The organism is Flavobacterium artemisiae (assembly GCF_042678225.1).
Classification (GTDB): Bacteria; Bacteroidota; Bacteroidia; order Flavobacteriales; family Flavobacteriaceae; genus Flavobacterium; species Flavobacterium artemisiae.
This window is the reverse complement of the sequence record NZ_JBHUDZ010000002.1, coordinates 207,558-227,586: the sequence shown is the minus strand read 5'-3', so window position 1 is coordinate 227,586 and position 20,029 is coordinate 207,558. Positions and strand designations below refer to the sequence as shown.

General features: G+C 32.9%; 23 protein-coding genes and 2 tRNA genes. 12 read left to right on the top strand and 13 right to left on the bottom strand.

Going from position 1 to position 20,029, the window contains the following annotated elements; translation table 11 throughout:
* Positions 1–121: 121 nt before the first annotated feature.
* From ACFSC2_RS02950 to ACFSC2_RS02940, 3 genes are all read right to left on the bottom strand, one after another.
* Entirely contained in the window at positions 122–1,072 is a 951-nt protein-coding gene (locus ACFSC2_RS02950) for an ABC transporter ATP-binding protein (RefSeq protein ID WP_379816121.1), read from the bottom strand.
* Positions 1,073–1,176: 104 nt separating this feature from the next.
* Positions 1,177–1,872 carry a YiaD family glycine zipper/OmpA-like lipoprotein gene (locus ACFSC2_RS02945; protein WP_379816120.1) on the bottom strand — a complete coding sequence of 232 codons (696 nt, stop codon included), beginning with the start codon at positions 1,870–1,872 and terminating at the stop codon, positions 1,177–1,179.
* A gap of 19 nt (positions 1,873–1,891) precedes the next feature.
* Positions 1,892–2,395: a lipocalin family protein gene (locus tag ACFSC2_RS02940; RefSeq protein WP_379816119.1), complete on the bottom strand. Its 504-nt coding sequence runs from the start codon at positions 2,393–2,395 to the stop codon at positions 1,892–1,894.
* 202 nt (positions 2,396–2,597) lie between these two features.
* Between ACFSC2_RS02940 and htpG the strand changes: the two genes are divergently transcribed.
* The 5 genes from htpG to ACFSC2_RS02915 all read left to right on the top strand — a co-directional run bounded on the left by htpG (position 2,598) and on the right by ACFSC2_RS02915 (position 8,716).
* Entirely contained in the window at positions 2,598–4,481 is a 1,884-nt protein-coding gene (gene htpG / locus ACFSC2_RS02935) for a molecular chaperone HtpG (RefSeq protein ID WP_379816118.1), read from the top strand.
* Positions 4,482–4,735: 254 nt separating this feature from the next.
* Positions 4,736–5,407 carry a hypothetical protein gene (locus ACFSC2_RS02930; protein ID WP_379816117.1) on the top strand — a complete coding sequence of 224 codons (672 nt, stop codon included), beginning with the start codon at positions 4,736–4,738 and terminating at the stop codon, positions 5,405–5,407.
* Between the two features lie 169 nt (positions 5,408–5,576).
* Positions 5,577–6,842 (top strand): patatin-like phospholipase family protein, encoded by a 1,266-nt coding sequence (locus ACFSC2_RS02925; RefSeq protein WP_379816115.1) that lies wholly within the window; start codon positions 5,577–5,579, stop codon positions 6,840–6,842.
* Positions 6,843–7,012: 170 nt separating this feature from the next.
* Positions 7,013–7,831: a hypothetical protein gene (locus ACFSC2_RS02920; protein ID WP_379816114.1), complete on the top strand. Its 819-nt coding sequence runs from the start codon at positions 7,013–7,015 to the stop codon at positions 7,829–7,831.
* A gap of 132 nt (positions 7,832–7,963) precedes the next feature.
* Positions 7,964–8,716 (top strand): DUF4369 domain-containing protein, encoded by a 753-nt coding sequence (locus tag ACFSC2_RS02915; RefSeq protein WP_379816113.1) that lies wholly within the window; start codon positions 7,964–7,966, stop codon positions 8,714–8,716.
* 68 nt (positions 8,717–8,784) lie between these two features.
* On the opposite strand, the gene ACFSC2_RS02910 is transcribed toward ACFSC2_RS02915, so the two are convergent.
* From ACFSC2_RS02910 to idi, 9 genes are all read right to left on the bottom strand, one after another.
* Positions 8,785–9,216, bottom strand: coding sequence for a hypothetical protein (locus tag ACFSC2_RS02910; RefSeq protein WP_379816112.1), 432 nt, complete (start codon positions 9,214–9,216; stop codon positions 8,785–8,787).
* Positions 9,217–9,317: 101 nt separating this feature from the next.
* Positions 9,318–9,770 carry a hypothetical protein gene (locus ACFSC2_RS02905; RefSeq protein WP_379816111.1) on the bottom strand — a complete coding sequence of 151 codons (453 nt, stop codon included), beginning with the start codon at positions 9,768–9,770 and terminating at the stop codon, positions 9,318–9,320.
* Positions 9,771–9,924: 154 nt separating this feature from the next.
* Positions 9,925–10,001 (bottom strand) — tRNA-Thr (locus ACFSC2_RS02900).
* 105 nt (positions 10,002–10,106) lie between these two features.
* Positions 10,107–10,180, bottom strand: a tRNA-Thr gene (locus ACFSC2_RS02895).
* A 76-nt stretch (positions 10,181–10,256) separates the two neighbouring features.
* Positions 10,257–10,523 carry a hypothetical protein gene (locus ACFSC2_RS02890; RefSeq protein ID WP_111364281.1) on the bottom strand — a complete coding sequence of 89 codons (267 nt, stop codon included), beginning with the start codon at positions 10,521–10,523 and terminating at the stop codon, positions 10,257–10,259.
* 58 nt (positions 10,524–10,581) lie between these two features.
* Positions 10,582–11,550, bottom strand: coding sequence for a type I phosphomannose isomerase catalytic subunit (locus tag ACFSC2_RS02885; protein WP_379816110.1), 969 nt, complete (start codon positions 11,548–11,550; stop codon positions 10,582–10,584).
* Positions 11,551–11,611: 61 nt separating this feature from the next.
* Complete coding sequence (locus tag ACFSC2_RS02880) at positions 11,612–12,070, bottom strand: peroxiredoxin (protein WP_379816109.1); 459 nt, start codon at positions 12,068–12,070, stop codon at positions 11,612–11,614.
* 3 nt (positions 12,071–12,073) lie between these two features.
* Positions 12,074–12,484 (bottom strand): 6-carboxytetrahydropterin synthase, encoded by a 411-nt coding sequence (locus tag ACFSC2_RS02875; protein ID WP_379816108.1) that lies wholly within the window; start codon positions 12,482–12,484, stop codon positions 12,074–12,076.
* A gap of 22 nt (positions 12,485–12,506) precedes the next feature.
* Entirely contained in the window at positions 12,507–13,034 is a 528-nt protein-coding gene (idi, locus tag ACFSC2_RS02870) for an isopentenyl-diphosphate Delta-isomerase (protein ID WP_379816107.1), read from the bottom strand.
* A 295-nt stretch (positions 13,035–13,329) separates the two neighbouring features.
* Here idi and msrB point away from each other — a divergent pair, with 295 nt between their 5' ends.
* Complete coding sequence (msrB, locus tag ACFSC2_RS02865; RefSeq protein WP_379816106.1) at positions 13,330–13,890, top strand: peptide-methionine (R)-S-oxide reductase MsrB; 561 nt, start codon at positions 13,330–13,332, stop codon at positions 13,888–13,890.
* Positions 13,891–14,086: 196 nt separating this feature from the next.
* Entirely contained in the window at positions 14,087–14,695 is a 609-nt protein-coding gene (gene msrA / locus ACFSC2_RS02860; protein WP_379816105.1) for a peptide-methionine (S)-S-oxide reductase MsrA, read from the top strand.
* A gap of 77 nt (positions 14,696–14,772) precedes the next feature.
* Here the strand turns inward: msrA and ACFSC2_RS02855 are convergent, their stop codons facing one another.
* Complete coding sequence (locus tag ACFSC2_RS02855) at positions 14,773–15,213, bottom strand: META domain-containing protein (protein WP_379816104.1); 441 nt, start codon at positions 15,211–15,213, stop codon at positions 14,773–14,775.
* A 249-nt stretch (positions 15,214–15,462) separates the two neighbouring features.
* On the opposite strand from ACFSC2_RS02855, the gene ACFSC2_RS02850 reads away from it, so the two are divergent.
* The 5 genes from ACFSC2_RS02850 (at position 15,463) to ACFSC2_RS02830 (ending at position 19,941) form a co-directional block, all read left to right on the top strand.
* Complete coding sequence (locus ACFSC2_RS02850) at positions 15,463–16,872, top strand: aminopeptidase P N-terminal domain-containing protein (protein WP_379816103.1); 1,410 nt, start codon at positions 15,463–15,465, stop codon at positions 16,870–16,872.
* A gap of 49 nt (positions 16,873–16,921) precedes the next feature.
* On the top strand, positions 16,922–17,476 hold the full coding sequence (locus ACFSC2_RS02845; RefSeq protein WP_379816102.1) for a hypothetical protein: 555 nt from the start codon (positions 16,922–16,924) through the stop codon (positions 17,474–17,476).
* Between the two features lie 192 nt (positions 17,477–17,668).
* Positions 17,669–18,130 carry a DKNYY domain-containing protein gene (locus ACFSC2_RS02840; protein ID WP_379816101.1) on the top strand — a complete coding sequence of 154 codons (462 nt, stop codon included), beginning with the start codon at positions 17,669–17,671 and terminating at the stop codon, positions 18,128–18,130.
* Positions 18,131–18,213: 83 nt separating this feature from the next.
* The gene (locus tag ACFSC2_RS02835) at positions 18,214–18,888 is read left to right on the top strand and encodes a hypothetical protein (RefSeq protein ID WP_379816100.1); all 675 of its coding nucleotides are present in this window, start codon (positions 18,214–18,216) and stop codon (positions 18,886–18,888) included.
* Positions 18,889–18,981: 93 nt separating this feature from the next.
* A complete protein-coding gene (locus tag ACFSC2_RS02830; protein ID WP_379816099.1) occupies positions 18,982–19,941 on the top strand; it encodes a quinone oxidoreductase family protein in 960 nt (319 codons plus the stop codon).
* Positions 19,942–20,029: the final 88 nt, after the last annotated feature.

Below are 20,029 nucleotides of genomic sequence, written 5' to 3'. Positions count from 1 at the left end.
CATGTTATAAAAAATAAACCCGACAAGTTTCAAAAACCTGTCGGGTTTATTTTTTATCATAGTTAAAGAAAAAATTATCTATTATCTATTATCTATTATCTATTATCTAATTAAAACTAAATTACAAATAATTCAAAGCCAAGAAAACCTCCTGCTCCAGCGGTAAATCAATTTCACTTTCAAAAAAGATTAATTGTCTTTTATAAACTGCTTCGATCAAATAATGGCTTCCTCTGAAATAGGTTCTTCTGATCTTTACCAAAAGTCTAGACTCTGAAACCATTTTAAATTGGTGTGGGTATACTAAAGTTTTATGATTTTCGTCTTCATATGACAATAACAAATGAGTCGGAATTTCGTTTACTTCTCCAAACAAAGAAGCTACATATTTAATCTGCGGGTTCTCGTAAATTTTGTTCGGATCATCTTTTACAATGACTTCACCATTTCGCATTACAATTGCCTGATCTGCAAAAGACAAAGCATCAGTACTGTCGTGCGTAGCAATAATACAGGTAATTCCTTTTTGTTTTAAATAGCGAAATAAATTACGACGAAGTGCATTTTTTCTAAAAGCATCAATCTGGCTGAAAGGTTCGTCTAACAAAATAACTTCTGGTTCAAGAGCCAAAACTCTTATCAAAGCCACACGTTGCTGCTGTCCGCCGCTCAGAAATTTTGTTTTCACATTCGCAAATTGTTCCATTTCTACCATTTCTAACAATTCCTGAACACGAAGTTTTTTCATGTTTGCAAAACCGTTCGATAGAAACTTTCCAACATTTTCTGCCACAGTTTCATAAGGTGACAAATCGAAATCCTGAGCCAAATACTTCATATAAGGCATTCCTGGAATCAAATTAAACTTTGGTCCTAAAATGGGTTTGTCCTCATAAAAAATCTTTCCTTCGTCCAAATCATAAAGACCATAAATCAGTTTTAGCAGTGTACTTTTTCCGCAGCCACTTTCGCCTATGATCGAAATGTTCTGACCTTTCTCTATAGTAAAAGAAATGTTTTTGATGACAGGATTTTCAGTGTACGAAAATGTTATATTTTGAATGTCGAGCATGAGTTACAATTGAGACGTCAAATTTACGATGTTTAAGTTCTAAAGTCAAAAAAAAGCTGCTTCAAATATGAAACAGCTTTTTTTATAATTTATTTTGTCTGAAATTATTTTCCAGCTTCAGCTTTTGCGTCATTAACCATTTTATCGTTTGCTGTAATTGAGAATTCAACACGACGGTTTTGCGCTCTTCCATCTGGTGTATCGTTAGTTGCAATTGGATCTGCAATACCTAAACCTGAAGTTTTAAAACGGCTTGATTTTAATCCTTTAGAAACTAAATAAGATTGTACTGAAGCAGCTCTTTGTCCAGAAAGTGTTAAGTTATATTCTGGTTTTCCAGTATTATCTGTATATCCAAAGATTTGAATATCTGTATCACCGTATTCATTAAAAACAGGAACCAATTTATCCAAATTCGCTTTTGCCTGAGCTGTCAAAGTTGATTTATTAGTATCAAAACGAACAGCATTTTCGTTTAGAGTTAAGTGAATTCCTTCTCCAACTCTTTCTACAGATGCACCTGGTAAAGCTTGGTCAATTTGACGAGCTTGTTTATCCATTTTGTTTCCAATCAAGGCACCAGTACCACCACCAACAGCAGCACCAATTGCAGCACCTAAAGCAGCATTCCCGCCTTTTCCTAGGTTATTACCCAAAACGGCTCCAATAACACCACCCGCAACAACACCAATTCCTGCTCCTTTTTGTGTATTATTTGCATTTTTTACAGAGTCACAACTTGTAAAAAAACTAGTTAAAACTAGTAAAGTACTTAAACCTAAAACAGTTATCTTTCTCATTTTCTATATCTTTAAAATATTAATTAGCTCTTTGAAATTGGTATGTCACATCTTTAACTTGACCGCCAACATTAATGTTATCAATTAACTGGAAAGAACTTTCAGTTACACCAGCAACTTTAAGTAAATATCCATCTCTTACTTTTTTTGCTTTTATCCCAGCGTCCAAAACTTTAAGTACAAAAAGTCCTTGATCGTTAATACTCCAAACAATTGGAGAACTAAATGATGTACAGCTTGGAGAAGTTAAAGCCATTGTTCCTTTATTGTTGTTAGAAATAAAGCTCCAAGTACTTCCAATAAAACATTTAGAATCTGCCAAATCAAAAGAATTTACCTTAATATAATCTGAACCTGGATATGTTACATTGGTAAGAACCCAATTTCCTTTTAAGGCAACTTGCGTTTTTCTATCAAGTTTGTTGGATAATGTTGTTGCTTCTGAAGACGAAGCTGTTGACGAAGCCGATTTACACGCAAAGAACATTGTGGAAATCAAGCAGATGAATATGATCTTCTTCATTTTTTGTACTTTTTTTAAGTTAATACCTACAAGTTTAACAATTATTATACCACAAATATACGATTCGTTGAAATATTATCTGTTCTAAAATCTAATTATTTTCTTTCAAAATTAACATTTCCGCCATTTTGTCACCTCAAAAACAATTGGTATTTTATTTGAATAAGTGAATATCATCACATTAAATAAAAAAGTAAAAAATATGGCTACAGGTAAAATTAATGTTTCAGTAGAAAACATTTTTCCTTTAATTAAAAAGTTCTTATACAGCGACCACGAAATTTTCTTGCGCGAGCTTGTTTCTAATGGTACCGATGCTACACTTAAACTTAAACATCTTATCAGCATTGGCGAAGCTAAAGTAGAATACGGAAACCCGATTATTGAGGTTAAAGTGGATAAAGACGCAAAAAAAATCCACATTATCGATCAAGGTTTAGGTATGACTGCTGATGAAGTAGAAAAATACATCAACCAAGTTGCTTTTTCTGGAGCTGAAGAATTCTTAGACAAATACAAAGATTCTGCAAAAGATTCTGGAATTATTGGTCACTTTGGTCTTGGTTTTTATTCAGCATTTATGGTTGCTGAAAAAGTAGAAATCATTACAAAATCATACAAAGACGAACCAGCTGCACATTGGACTTGCGACGGAAGTCCAGAATTTACTCTTGAACCAGCTGACAAAACTTCACGCGGAACAGAAATCATTCTTCATATCGCAGAAGATTCGTTAGAGTTTTTAGAAGATTCTAAAATCAGTGGTTTATTAAACAAATACAATAAGTTCATGCCTATTCCGATTAAATTCGGAACTAGAACAGAAACACTTCCTAAACCAGAAGACGCTCCAGAAGATTACGTAAATGAAACTGTTGAGACAGACAACATCATTAACAACCCAAATCCAGCTTGGACAAAACAACCTTCTGAATTATCTGACGAAGATTACAAAAACTTCTACAGAGAATTGTACCCGATGCAGTTTGAAGAGCCGTTATTCAACATTCATTTAAATGTAGATTATCCGTTCAACTTAACTGGAATCTTGTATTTCCCTAAATTGGGAACTGACATGCAGATTCAGAAAGATAAAATTCAGTTATATCAAAACCAAGTTTATGTTACTGATAACGTAGAAGGAATTGTTCCTGAATTCTTGACAATGCTTAAAGGTGTTATTGATTCACCAGACATTCCGTTGAACGTTTCCCGTTCTGGATTGCAAGCAGATGGTGCGGTTAAGAAAATCTCAAACTATATCACTCGTAAAGTTGCAGATAAATTAAAAGCATTATTCAACGAAAATCGTGCGGATTTTGAAGCAAAATGGAACGATATTAAAATCGTTTTAGAATACGGAATGCTTTCTGAAGATAAATTCTACGAAAAAGCAGGTGCATTTGTTTTATACCCTACTGTAGATGACAAATACTTCACTTTAGAAGAATTAAAAGAAAATTTAAAAGAAAATCAAACAGATAAAGACGGAAAACTAGTTGTTCTTTACGCAGGAAACAAAGATGCACAGCACTCTTATATTGAAGCTGCAAAAGAAAAAGGTTACGAAGTATTGCTTTTAGATTCTCCGATTATTTCGCATTTAATTCAGAAAATCGAAAACGACAACAGTGATTTAACTTTTGTTCGTGTTGACTCTGATCATGTTGATAACTTAATCAAAAAAGAAGAAAACGCTATTTCTAAATTATCTGATGACGAAAAAGCGACTTTAAAAACTTCTTTAGAAGCCTATATTCCAAAAGCATATTCTGTACAATTAGAAGCAATGGATTCTCAAGCTGCACCTTTCATTATTACACAGCCAGAATTTATGCGTAGAATGAAAGAAATGAGCCAGACTGGTGGCGGTGGTATGTTCGGAATGGGTAATATGCCAGAAATGTACAACTTGGTTGTAAACACAAACTCTGATTTGGCTTCAAGCATTTTAAATACAGAAGACAAAACACATCAAGAACATTTGGTAAAACAAGCTTTAGATTTGGCTAAATTATCGCAAAACCTTTTAAAAGGAGAAGCTTTAACAGCCTTTGTAAAAAGAAGCTTTGAGATGATTAAATAATATTTTAGTCTTTTTAAAATCTCATCAAAATAGCAAAGCCCTGCAAGTTATAAACTTGCAGGGCTTTTTTTTTTAAAACCAACGCATTAAAAATAAGGAATTTATGTCATTTTTATATAAGAAAAATCACTTATTTTTGAGTGTTTATTTTTTTTACACTAAATACAATAGCTGATACAGCTTAAAAACTTATTTCCAAAGAATGGGAGCCAGCCAAAAATCCTAAACAGAGTAGGCAGACAAATTTTAAAACTATGTTCTACGTAAGATTAAATAGATTAAGAATCATCAAAAATGGTGACTTAATAGGGAAAGGAGAAATTCAATTTATGAGTTTTATAAATCAATCCACAGATAGTTTTCCAAATCTCAATGAATTTTTTGAAACTAATGATGAAGCTAGAAAAAAAGAAATTATAAAAGAGTCTGTTTCAAATGTTATTCAGTCCAGAATTTTAATGACTATCAATAAAGTAAAAGACAAAAGTCTTATCACTTTTGGCGATACCGGCTATATTGTTTTCAAAGATGAAAAAATACCAAAAGACTTCAGCTGGCAGATTATCGGCGTTGAATTAGACAAAAAAACACGTGATAACGCAGGATTGATTAAGGCAGTTCTAACCGATTCTAATGTCAATGTCATTACAAATGGAATACAAGCGCTGGCCAAAACGACTAATCCTATAAGCGGCGCTGTTGTTGAGCTTTCTAAATTAGTTGTTGGACTAATTTTAGATATTGCAAAAAACAAAAAAGATGATCAGGTTGGCTATTACCTAAGTTCTTTTATCGAAAAATTAGATTATCCAAACGGAATTAGAGACAGACAAGATGTACCCGATTTGACAGGCAATATGTTTGTAGATTATTCTATTTTTGGCTATGATGATTACGCTGTTAAAGCTGTAGATGCACTGCAATAAAAATTTACAACTATATCTCACTTTAAAAATTCTATAGATTAAGTTTTATGGAATTTTTTCTTTTTTAACGCTCTCATAAAAAGGGGAATTCTCCCCTTTTCTAGAAACCATTCTTTCTATATTTTTGAAAATCAATGTTTTAAAACAAAAAAATTAAATTCTAGAAATCATGGATAAGAGAAAATTTACTGAAAACGGAGAAATTCTAGCAATTTTACAAGATTTAGAAGAACAAATCAGAGATAAGAAATTCTCAGACATTATAGACAAGAACAATTATCAATACGTAGATCTTGTTCAAGAAGGAGGCGGCGTGCTAGGTATTGCACTTGTGGGCTATGTTTATATTCTGGAACAAGTAGGTATTCGTTTTTTAAGTCTGGCAGGAACTTCTGCGGGAAGCATTAATACCATTTTAATGGCCGCCGCAGGAACTTGCGACATGAAGAAATCAGAATGGATTTTGGATTGTCTCTGCAATAAAAACTTATACGATTTTGTTGACGGCGATCGAGATGCCAAAGAATTTATTGATGCTTTGTTAAGTGATGCCGGCAACTTAAAATTGGTTTTAAAAGGCTGTCAGGTTGTAGATAATTTTAAAGATGATTTGGGTTTAAATCCCGGAAACAACTTTCATCAATGGATGACCAATCTGCTTTCGCAAAAGGGAATTAAAAATTACGCCGATTTAAAAGCTTTGAGAAAAAAAGGAATCTCAGAAAAAAATCAATTATATCGCGTAATCGGTCCAAAACCAGAAGACGTAGAAGATTATAACCGAGAAGATCATTGGAGTAATTTGGCCATAATTGCCGCCGATATTACAACCGAAAGCAAAATTGTTTTTCCGAAAATGATTGATCTTTTTTACTCCAATCCTGATGTCCAAAATCCAGCAGATTTTGTTCGCGCTTCTATGTCTATTCCGCTTTTCTTTATACCTTTTAAAATCAAAAATATTCCAACTGGTGTTGAAGCTTGGAAAAGATGGAACGAAGAAACCTGTCTAAGAACTTCCGTTCCCGCCGAAGTTATGTTTATGGACGGAGGAATTATTTCTAATTTTCCGATAGATATTTTTCATGAAAACAATAATGTTCCAGCCTCTCCTACTTTTGGAATTAAATTAGGATATGATAAAAATGAAATCAACACAAACGAAAAAATATCCAATGTTATCAGTTCTTTGTTTGACACTGCGAGATACGGTTATGATTCTGAGTTTTTAAGAAAAAATCCTGACTTTAAAAACTTAATTGGCTACATTGACACCGCAAGTCATAATTGGCTGAACTTTGGTTTGACCGACGATGCTAAAATTGATTTGTTCATTCGCGGCGCACAAAAAGCAGCCGAATTTTTAACTCGATTTAATTGGGAAGAATATAAAAAGATCCGAAAAGCAAAAAGCGATTACTACAAGTCTGTTTAAAACCTTTAGATAACATGCATTTTTTTCATATTATTTTGATTAGATAATTTTCAAGCAAAATCGACGTTACAATATACTGCAAGAGGTTATACTTCTGATTTTAAATTTTGTAATTCGATTTTTTTATTACATTTGAATAGCCTTTTATCTAACCAAAAAACAAAGACACTATGAAAAAAACTGTTATTTCTCTAACCGCTGTGTTTGCAGCTGCATTACTTTATGTTTCTTGCTCAAACGATGACAACAAAAACATTACAACATCCGATTACACTACTATAGGTGCTTCTACAGCCATAGACGCCGCTAACGAAATGGATGTAAACACTGGTTTATCAGTAACAACTTCAAATCCGGCCACAAAACCTGCCGAAACACCTGTAGGTGCCTGCAGCACAATTACTGTAAGCGGCACAACTTATCCAAGAGTATATACCGTAGATTTTGGAACAACAGGATGTGTAGACGGAAACCTTACTAGAAAAGGAAAACTTGAAATCACACTTACAGGACCTGTAACAACAACAGGGAGCAAAATGACTATTAAAAGAATTGATTATTCTATTAATAATTTAAAACTTGAAGGAACTATAGAATACACGAATACAACTACTGTTGCAACTGTACCACAATGGACAAGAAAAGTTACAGGCGGTAAATTGACAGACACTCAAGGAAGAGTATATACAAACTCTGGCACCTACACTACCAAACAAACTGCAGGTGTTGACACTCCATACGTTTTATCAGACAATGTTTATGAAGTTCCAGAAGGATCACATACTGTAATTGCTGGGGACGGAACGACACTAACATTGACAGTTCAAGAAACACTGATCAAAAAATACTCTTGTCTTTTTATCTCTAAAGGAAAAGTAAAAATTCAAGGCGGTATATTAAACGGAGTTATTGATTACGGAAACAATGATTGTGACTCTAAATATACGTATACACACGAGAACGGAAGCAGCGTTGAGCTTTCGTTGTAAGCAAATGATTTCAAAAGATTTAGAAATCCCAATTTAGAAATAGATTGGGATTTATTTTTTTTCAAAAATAAAACTACAGCCTCTATACATTTAAACTATTTTCTTTATTTTGCAGCAAAATCTAAGAAACCAATGAAAAAAACTATTATTGCCTTTGCTGCCATTTTACTTGTAATTGCTTGCAGCAAAAAAGAATCTACTGATGGCCTTCATATCACAGGAAATATCAAAGGATTGAAAAAAGGAACTCTTTATATTCAAAGAATTGTTGATACTTCTCTTGTCGTAATTGACAGTATTAAAATGGACGGAAATTCGGCTTTTGAGACTACTATAAAATTAGATTCTCCAGAAATGCTTTATTTATTTTTAGACCGAGGCGTAACCAATTCTTTAGACAATAATATTTTATTCTTTGCAGAACCTGGAAACATTAATATTGACACTAATCTTGACAACTATATTGCAGGAGCAAAAATTACGGGTTCTAAAAATCAGGAATTATACGAGCAGTATCAAAAAATAAATTCTCGTTTTATCGACGAAAACCTTTCTATGGTAGAGCCGCGTTTTAAAGCCATTAAAAGACAAGATCAAAAAGCATTAGACAGCCTTACTGCTAAAGAAGAATCTAATATTAAAAGAAAATATTTGTACGCAACCAATTTCGCTTTAAACAATAAAGATTACGAAATTGCTCCATACATTGCTTTATCTCAAATTTATGATATCAATGTGAAGTTTTTAGATACAATTGAGAAATCAATGAGTCCAAAAGTTGCAAAATCATTATACGGAAAGAAATTAACCAAATATGTTGCTGACATTAAAAAGCAACAAGAAGCTGTACCGGCAACTCCAGCCGCTGCATCAGCACAAGAATAATTTCTATTTTGAAAATTTATAAAAATGCCCTGAGAATTTCAGGGCTTTTTTTTTGCAAAAAAGTTTCGTTATGGAAATAAAACTTCTAAAAATAAAAGTATACATAAAACTAGAACCAAAAATGTAGTAATACCAGTTAATTTATAATGTGCTTTTAAAGATCTTAAAGACTTGGTCAAGGCTTCAGAATCATTATTTTTAAATGCTTTTTGCGCATTCACACTAAATTTAAACAAAAAGTAAACCGGAAAGAACAAAATACCGGCCGCAATAATATAAAAGGTATTTAAAGCCGTTCCAAAAGAATCCATCATCTCTCCAGTTCCAGGAAGTATACTGCCTGTAGCTTTGAAAATTGCAAACGCAAACAGTCCGTAAATACACAAAACAGTAATTACGATAAATCCTAAAACTGCTAGAACAAAAGTCCATTTTGAAACCTCTTTTAAAAAGCCTTGTGCCAAATTTTGAAGTTGAAGATCAAACTTTTTTTCTTCCATATATATATAAGTTTTATTGGCTTATTTTATTCGACGAAATAATTTAGTTATAAAAAAAAAGCCCTGATAAAGTATCAGAGCTCTTATTACTTTAATCTTTATTACCTACCTAATAATCCGCCTAAAATAGCAAAAACAAGTATCAAACCATATAGAGATAAAAGAATCAAAACAAAGATTCCGATAAACTTATAATGCGATTTTAAATACTGAAATGAAGTAGTCAGTGCCTCAGAATCATTATCTCTAAAGGCTCTTTTGGCATTTGAAGCAAACTTATTTAAGTAATATACCGGGAAGAAATAAATTGCTGCCATAGCAAAATAAACAAATCCCATTATAAAACCAAAAGAGCTTCCTCCTATTCCGCCAAAACCTGATCCAAGTGCAGAGAATAATGTTCCTGCAAATACAGCAAAAATTAATAAAAAACCTATTCCTACGTAACCAAGTATTGATAAGAAATAAGCCCATTTGGCGGTTTCTTTTAAGAAATCTTTTGCAGCATGGTCAAGCTGCAATTCAAATTTTTCGAAAACTGATGTTTCTTCCATTTGTTATTTATGTTTTTGGGTTAAGAAACAAACATAGGAAAAATATTCTAAAAATAAATTTCGAATTAAAAAATTTCAAATTCCAACCTGAAACTTAAAACCTGAAACTCGAAACTTTTGGACAAAAAAAAACCATCACAAATTGTGATGGTTTTGGAGCCGATAGAGGGACTCGAACCCACGACCTGCTGATTACAAATCAGCTGCTCTAGCCAGCTGAGCTACATCGGCGTATTTTATTTTGCAGATTTAAGTTTGATTATTTGAATTTCAAAAACAAACCTGTCTTCATTTTTTGTTAAAAAAACCATTCACCGAAGTGAATGGTTTCCGTTGAGCCGATAGAGGGACTCGAACCCACGACCTGCTGATTACAAATCAGCTGCTCTAGCCAGCTGAGCTACATCGGCGTCATTACGGGTGCAAATATAAAGCGGTTTTTCGTTTCTCCAAAATAAATTTGCACTTTTTTATACTTTTTTTTGCTTACAATGCGTTGATTTTTTCAATCAATTGATTAGCAGCTTGTTCTAATTCAACATTAATTTGCTTGAAGTGTGCTTTTTTGTTTTCAACGTTCTTTGCGTTCACTTTTGTGATCAAAGTATCAAATGCAGCAATAGCTTCATCTACCAAAGCATTCGTTTCTGGAGTTGGATTTCCTGTTGTTGACATCTCAAATAAGTATACTGCCTCAATAATATCTCCTAATACGAAGTTGATGTCTTTCTTTAAATTCTTAACGTTTGCCATTTTTTTTTATTATTTAAATTTGCGTCTGCAAAAGTACATATAATCTTTTTATTTACTGCTATGAAATGTAAATTTCTAAAATTGAAGCTTTTCCATTCAAAATAAATGCATTTATCGCAGCTGGAACCAAAACAGTATCACCTTGTTTATAGCTTTGTTTGAAACCATTATATTCAATTTCAAAACTTCCTTCGATACACATATAAACGGTAAATGTTTCACCAGATTTCGCAATTTCTACTTTCCCGTCAAGCGGAAGATAATTCGTAGTGAAATAAGGGCAATCTACAACTGTATTCGAAGTATTCTCTTTTGAATCGTATTTTTTCTGTGTATCAACTTTATTATAGTTAATCGCATCAAGTGCTAAATCTACGTGAAGTTCACGTTTATTTCCTTGTGCATCTACACGGTCAAAATCGTATAAACGATAGGTAATATCAGAAGTCTGCTGAATTTCTGCAACAACTAATCCGGCTCCAATTGCATGAACAGTTCCCGTTTCTAAAAAGAAAACATCGCCGGCTTTTGCTTTTACATCGTCTAAGATTGAAACCAAAGTATTGTCTTCTAAATGTTTTAAATATTCTTCTTTACTAGAATTTTCTTTAAAACCAACAATAATTCTAGCATCTGCATCTGCTTGCATTACATACCACATTTCGGTTTTTCCGAAAGAATTGTGACGTTCTTTTGCCAGTTTATCGTTTGGATGCACTTGTATAGAAAGATCTTCTCTTGCATCAAGGTATTTAAATAGTAACGGAAATTGTTTTCCAAAACGTTCGTAAACTTTTGTTCCTAAAATTTCATTTGGCGTTTCATCAATCAATTCCATTAATGATTTCCCTTTCAAATCTCCGTTAGCAACTACGCTTACGTCTCCTTCTACAGTAGATAATTCCCAGCTTTCGCCAGTAATTTTAGAAGTAATTGGTTTGTTTAATAATGTTTTGAGTTTTTCTCCTCCCCAAATTCTTTCTTTCAGGATAGGCTCAAATTGCAAAGGGTAAAATTCTGGTTTCATATTCTAATTTTATGGGCTAATATCTGTATTAATTAAACAACGATTTAATACTATTTTAAATCTACAGTACTAATTCTTTTATTATTTCTAATGCTTTCGGAATGTGTTTTGCTGCATTTATACTATCAAAAATATAAATAACCACTCCGTTACGGTCTATTATATAAGTTACTCTTCCTGGAAGAAGACCAAACAAATTATTTTTAACACCAAAAAGATGTCTTAATCTTTTGTCTTCGTCTGATAATAAAATAAATGGCAGTTTGTGTTTATTAGCAAATTTATGATGCGACTTGACACTATCGCTGCTAATACCGATTACCTCGGCTCCTAAATCTTTAAAATCTTCGTATTGGTCTCTAAAGCTGCAGGCTTCGGTAGTACACCCCGGCGTATTATCTTTTGGATAAAAATAAATAACCAATGGTTTTCTTCCTAAAACACTTTTGCTTTCAAAAACTTCTCCGTGATTGTCTTTCGCAGTAAAATTCGGAACTATATCTCCTATTTTTAATGACATTTTTTATTCTCCTTTATAAGTTACAAAATTTCGGTCCGTTTCATGCAGTACAATTTCTAAATCAAAATCGGACTGAATTCTTTTTTTAATTTTATTCCATATCACAACTGCAATATTTTCTGCAGTTGGATTCAAATCTTGAAATTCTGGAACATCCAGATTCAGATTTTTGTGATCAAACGGAATTTCTACTTCTTCTCGTATAATATCCGCTAATACTTTCACATCGAGAACAAAACCAGTTTCGGGGTCAATTTTTCCTGTAACACTTACTGTTAAACCATAATTATGACCGTGAAAATTGGGATTATTGCATTTGCCAAAAACAGCATTGTTTTTTTCAAAAGACCAATCTTTTCTATGCAGTCGATGAGCAGCATTAAAATGTGCTTTTCTGGATATGGTTACTCTCATTTAGGTTCTTGGTTATTCTGGATTAAAGTTTATGATCTTCTAAATAATGATAGAATTCGTCAAAAATAATTTTAAACCAAACGGTATATATTTCGGGCTGTTTCTCTATGTCTGATTTTACATCTTCAATTTTCATCCATTTCCAATCTTCTACCTCTTCTATATTGATGCTTGGATTTTCGTTGAAATAACCAATCATTACATGATCCAATTCATGTTCGGTTAAACCATTATCAAACGGCGCTTTGTAAATAAAATGAAATAGTTCTTTTAAATCTGTTTTAAAGCCCATTTCTTCAAACAATCTTCTGCTGCCCGCCTCAAGATTGCTCTCGCCTTCACGCTGGTGACTGCAGCAAGTATTTGTCCAAAGCATCGGCGAATGATATTTTTGATGCGCTCTTTGCTGCAGCATAATTTCATTCTGATCGTTTAAAACAAAAACCGAAAAAGCGCGATGCAAAAGTGCTTTTTCATGTGCTTCTAACTTTGGCATTAAACCAATCTGCTCGTCATTTTGGTTAACTAATATTACGTTTTCTTCTATCATAGGGCTTATTAATCAAGCAAAAATACGAAAAAAGAAATGGCATGAAAATCCAAACAAACTTTGTCTAATTATTAGCATTCAAACCCAATCTTTACTTTCTTGATTTACAAGAGTCTAATTTCTTTTAATTTTTAAAAGCTGTTAAAATTAAGACATAAAAACTACAAAGCGCAATTTTACGTAACTAATAAAAAGTTAAAACACACTTAAAAAAATCTGAATTGTTTCTAATTCGATATTTCGAGCTTAATCTCGTCGTATCTTTGATTCAAAAAGTTAAAAAAACTGAATAATTATGCCACTCAAACTGAAATCTCAACTTTACAGTCTTTTTGTTTTATTTTCTTTTTTTATGTTTCAGGCATGCGCCCAGACAACTAAAAATAAAACCGCAGCAAATTCAATTACTGCCAACAAAATAGAAAAACCAGGAAATCCTTATTATTCGAACACCGACACTACAAAGCTAAATGTAAGCGATGCGGAATGGAAAAAAGTACTTCCAGAAGACGTTTATGCCGTAATGCGCGAAGCAGATACCGAAAGACCTTTTACTGGGAAATATTGGAATACGAACGAAAAAGGAACGTATTACTGTGCTTCTTGCGGGAACAAACTTTTTCGCTCAACAGCAAAATTTTCAAGCAGCTGCGGATGGCCAAGTTTCTTTGAACAAAGCAGTAAAAAAAGCATTGTTTTTAAAGAAGATAATTCACTCGGAATGGAACGTACCGAGACACTTTGCGGTCGTTGCGGCGGTCATTTAGGTCATATCTTTGATGATGGTCCTGAACCAACCGGGAAACGTTATTGCATGAATTCCATTGCACTGGATTTTATTCCAGATTCTAAATAAATAATAGAGTAAAACTTACAACACAGCTTAAAATCATTTCAACACATAGAAACATAAATTTTAAGATTTCTAAAAGAAGTTTAGAAAGAAACCTTTCTTACACATAGCTTAAAACTACGTGAATTTTGGTAAGTGAAACGTCTTTATCAAATATTTCAAAACCTATGTTTCTATGTGTTTAATAAACAATATCATTATGAAAAATATACTTTTAATATTCTTTTTGGCGCTTTCGCTGAATGGCATTTCGCAAAATAAAAAAGCTTCAAATTTAGAAACCATTACAATTGGCGGCGGCTGTTATTGGTGTGTCGAAGCTGTATATGAAAATCTGGACGGAGTAAAATCTGTTGTTTCTGGTTTTTCTGGCGGAAAAGTCGCTAATCCATCTTACGAAGAAGTCTGCACGGGAACAACTGGTCACGCCGAAGTGGTTCAGATTACTTATGACAAAAACGTTACGGATATTAACGAAATTTTCAAGGTCTTTTTTACGGTTCACGATCCGACAACTTTAAACCGACAAGGTGCAGACGTTGGAACACAATATCGTTCGGTGATTTTTTATAGAAATGAAGAACAGAAAAAAGCCGCTCAAAGTATTATTACCGAATTGAACAAAGCAAAAGTCTACAACAATCCGATTGTTACGAAAGTAGAACCTTTTAAAGCATTTTATAAAGCAGAAGATGATCATCAAAATTATTATGCGAATAATAAAAACCAGCCATATTGTAAAATGGTCATTCAGCCGAAGCTGGAGAAATTCGAAAAGGTTTTTAAAGATAAACTGAAAAAGAAATAATAAAAAAGGGGAAATGAATCTAATCATTTCCCCTTTTTTTAGAAGTTTAAACTTTGACAAAGTTGAATTACTTGAAACTATTGCTTAGCTACTTTTTTAAATCGCATCATTGGTACATCACCTTGAATTAAATTTAATTTTCCGTCTTTGTCAATTTCATAGCTTGTGATTTTTTTCATCTGCTGTAAAAACTGCTGTTCACCTCCACCTTCACAAAACATCATTGTTGCCGGCCCTGGTTCTCCAAATGTCAGCGATTTCCCTTTTAATGTATACGGCGCGCTGTAACCATTGCATCCGTTATTTCCGTAAACTTTTGTTTCTTTTTGGTCAAAAGTGATCTGCGGTTTTTTATTCGGAAATAAACCTTCAAAAGCAATTCTTGGCCCCGAAATATATTCTAATTCCCAAGTGGTATCATAAAGATTTCCTCCTGTACTTTTGGTTTCTTTTGATGCATTGCATGCAGCAAATAATAATGTTAAAACAGAAACGACTGCTAGTGTATATTTTTTCATAAAAGTTCTTTTTTAAAGATTACTATAATTTGTTTTTTTGAAGATTAAAAAAATGCTTTCAATATTCATGCCCTTATTACAGATTTTCAGCGTTAAATTTTTGTGATTTACTGTTATTTTCTAACTCTAAGTTACAGTATTTTATTTATTTTTCTACTAATCAAACAATTAAAGAACAAATTCTGATTGCATTTTTTTTGTAATTTGCAGTGATCAAAAAACAGAAATCATCACCAAAAAACCAGAAAAATGAAACAATTACTTTTATTGTTTGCCTTCTTGTTTACAATCGTTCAGATTGAAGCACAAGAAAACCTGCCTACAGATTATCTTTCTAAAGAATTTCATAAAGGACGACGCGAAGCTTTTAGAAATCTAATGCCTTCAAACTCTGTTGCAGTCGTTTTTTCTTATCCAGAAAGAGTTTTTTCAAAAGACATTAATTATGCCTACCACGCAAATCCGGACATGTATTATTTAACAGGATACAAAGAGCCAGATGCGATTTTAGTTCTTTTTAAAGAAAATCAAACCAAAGGAAATGAAACTTATAACGAAATTCTTTTTGTGAGAGAAAGAAATGCCGCTCAGGAAACTTGGACAGGAAGACGACTTGGTATTGAAGGTGCAAAATCAAAACTAGGTTTCACTACAGTTTACAACGGAAAAGATTTTAGTAATGCCAGCATTGATTTTAAAAAATTCGATAAAATAATTTACGACAAAATTCCAACAGATTTAGCAGGAAGTAATAATGCTGGTAATCTTTATGCCTTAATTCAAACTTTTAAATCAAAAGCGAATATTATTCAGGAAGACGAAACTTCAAACGAGCTATTTACCAAAATCACCACAGCACTGCGCGAAATAAAAACGCCTGAGGAGTTGGTTCTAATGCGTAAAACGGTTAAACTTTCTTGCATTGCGCACAACGAAGTGATGAAAGCGGTTGGTCCAGATATGAGCGAAAATGAGGCAGATGGAATTCACGCTTATATTCACAGACACTACGGTGCCGAAGACGAAGGTTATCCGCCAATTGTAGGTGCGGGTGCTAATGGCTGTATTTTACATTATATAGATAACAATGCCACAAAAATGGACAATCAATTATTGTTAATGGATGTTGGCTCAGAATATCATGGTTATTCTGCCGATGTAACAAGAACAGTTCCGGCGAACGGAAAATTTTCTGAAGAACAAAAAGCGATTTATCAAATAGTTTATGATGCCCAAGAAGAAGTTTTCAAACTTTGTAAAGAAGGAACACCTCTTCAAGACGTAAACAAAAAATCAAAAGAAGTAATAGCAAACGGACTGTTGAAACTCGGAATCATTAAAAACGCAAAAGAAGTAAACAAATATTATCCGCACGGCTGCTCTCATTTTCTTGGTTTGGATGTTCATGATAAAGGAAATTATATGGGAACTTTAAAAGAAAATATGATTATCACGGTTGAACCAGGAATTTATATTCCAGCAAACAGTAATTGCGACAAAAAATGGTGGAATATCGGCGTTCGTATCGAAGACGATATTTTGATCAAAAAAGATTCATACGAAAATCTTTCAGCAGATTCTCCAAGAAAATGGGATGAAGTTGAAGCGCTTGCTAAACAGAAAAGCACTTTTAATGAAATGAAATTTCCTAAAATATAATTTGAATATACGCCCAAAATACATATTAGGATAAACAATAAAACAGACAATGAAGACATTTTTAAAATTTATTTTACTTGCACTTATTTTTTCAGGATGCAACCAAAATGCCAAACAAAAAATTGAAAATCCCAGCAAAAAAGATACGCTAACGAAAACCGAAATTGCTGCGCCAGCTGTCGAAAGCAAAAAAGAGAAAAATCAAATTGAAGATTTAGATCAGCTTTTTGCGATAGATATTGTTGATCCAAAGAGCGAAAATGTCTTTAAAAAGTACGGAATAGAATTTACAGGTAATTGTTATGCATGCGATTTGGCAATTTTATCTCTAACTGAAAAACAGTTCAAAATGACCAATGTGTGTAATGACAAGGTTACCAAAACTTATGAAATTATAGAATTTTCGGGATCTGATAATCTAATTCAATTTAAAACAAAACAAAACAATTTTGTATTAACGAAGATTGACAAAGCACCTGTTTATGAATTAAAAATTACGGGCGATACTACAGAATTAAAAGATCTAAGGATTTCAAAATTCTATACTACAAGCAAAATGCTGGATAAGTTTGAAGAGCATGATTGCGGTGATTTTCAGGGGTAAATGCAAATCCTTGTAGAAAAACAATCTTATTTTTCATCTTAGAAAGCAAAAATGACTAAACTCAAAATTATTTTACATATCGGATTTTTGTTTTGTTTGTTGACAGTTTGTAATGGTCAAACCCAAAAAGCTCAATTAACAAGCAGGCATTGCGTCTATTCAGAAAACAGCTCTAAGCTTTGCAAATGTCCTATGCAATTTGATTTAAAAGACAGCGCGAAACTGACCCACATCAAAAATCAGTTTTATAAAAGCAAAACGGGACATCTCTACGAAAAGACAATCGCGATGAAGGAAATAAATAATAAACTAACAGAAGTTATTTATTTCAATGGTTATTTTTCCCAAGAAATAGACCCAATCACTTTTGAAGCGCTCGACGGCTGGTATGCAAAAGATAAAAAATATGTTTATGTCTACAGACCTACGAGTGGAGGCATGCAGCTTTCAAAAATTGACAATGCAGATCCCAAAACTTTTAAATTGCTTGCAGGACATTATAAATATGCCAGAGATAAAAAGTTTTTCTATGAGGAAGGTGAAATTATCGCTGGGTTTTCTCCCTCGAAAACAAGCCTGAAACTAGACAAGAAAAAAAGAGTAATTGAAATGACTTATAAAACAAAGAAATATAAATTTGAAGTTATTGATTGAGAGATTAAAACTGTATAACTTTTGAGTAGAAATTTATATTCAAAACCTTAAGCAATAAGCCAATAAAAAACATCATTATACAAATGAAAAGACATATACTTTTATTACTTTTTACAATACTAATCGCCTGTAATAATCGCGATGAAAAAGCAAAAGAGCCTAACAATATCATTGAAACCAAAAAAGAAGCCACTACATCGATAGAACCAAAAGAGAAATCAAAAGACAAATCAATTTATGATTCAAAATTTCTTGAAAAAGGAAATGTCTTAATCAATGATTATAAAATAATATTGTCGAAAGATGAATTTGAATCAATTTATACTCACGTTGATTCTACAAAAACACAGCTTTGGGAATGCGGCAGTCCGTTTGAATGGTTAGACGAAAAATGGATGATTAAAACGTATGGTAAGAAAAATAAAGAAACGGGGATATTTGAGAAATTCAATGGAGAAATAACGACCATCTACATTAAAAATAGTCAGTTTACCACCAACAACCATATTGTGTTATTTGATACTGGATTTGCCGCTACTAATTCATTTAAAATAATTTCGCATAACATAACATTAAACAAAGACACCACTGTAGAAGAGTTCCAAAGTAAGTTTCCAAATTCAGAAATAGAGAAAACAGAAAACCCAAACGAAGTGCGGTTTAGGTTTTATTTAAACGCTACCAGTGATGATGCTTTTTTATTTTATTTTAAAGATGGAAAACTCAACTACCTTACTTTATGGTGGCTTTTGTGTTAAAAAAGAACTTTTAAACTTCGACTTAAACCAAATAACAAAGACTTTAAATAAGCTTTAATTTTCACTTACTTTGTATTTCTAAATTTAATAAAAATGAAAGCACTCACATTTTCTACTTTTGGAAATTCCGATGTTTTAGAATATATAGAAATCCCAAATCCCGAATTAAAAAGCGATGAAATTTTAGTCGAAATGAAAGCCATCGGCCTCAATTTTGCCGATGTTTACCGTCGAAAAGGAAATTATCATTTAAAAGGAAATCCACCATTTATTGCTGGCTACGAAGGTGCCGGAATTGTGGTCGATGCCAATAATCATTCGGAGTACAAAATTGGTGATCGTGTTGCTTTTGCAGATGCTCCGTTTGCGAATGCAGAATTGGTTGCTGTAAATGTAAATCATGTTTTGCCTCTGCCAGACCAAATTTCTTTTGAAACTGCTGCTTCTATTTTACTTCAAGGTTTAACCGCGCATTATTTAGCAACCGATAGTCACAAAACTCAAAAAGGCGAAACCGTTTTAATTCACGCTGTTGCTGGCGGCGTTGGGCAGTTTCTAACGCAGATTAGTAAATCGTTAGGCGCCAATGTAATCGGTTTAACCTCATCTGCAGAAAAAGCAAAAATTGCGATCGGACAAGGTGCCGATCATGTTTTATTGTATAATCAAGACTGGAAATCGGAACTTTTTAAAATAAGTCCGAAAGGCGTAGATGTGGTTTACGACAGTGTAGGAAGCACTTTGGCAGAAAGTTTTGAAGTTACTAAAGAATGTGGTCAGGTTGTTTTCTTCGGAATGGCGGGCGGAGATCCAGCGCCGGTAGATCCGAGAATGTTAATGGACGGTTCCAAAACTTTGACAGGAGGAGATTTGTGGAGTTATTTAAATTCTAAAGAAGAAAGAATTAAAAGAGCTACGCAATTATTTAATTGGATTATTGACGGCAAAATCAAAATTTTAGAACCAACTTCTTTCAAATTATCAGAAGGAAAACTGGCGCATGATTTCTTAGAAAGCAGAAAAAGTACAGGAAAGATTATCTTGATTCCATAGTTTCTTTTCGCCACGAATTCACGAATTTATTTAAAAACTTTGCATATAGATTTTAAAAATAAAATTCGTGAATTCGTGGCGGTTAAAT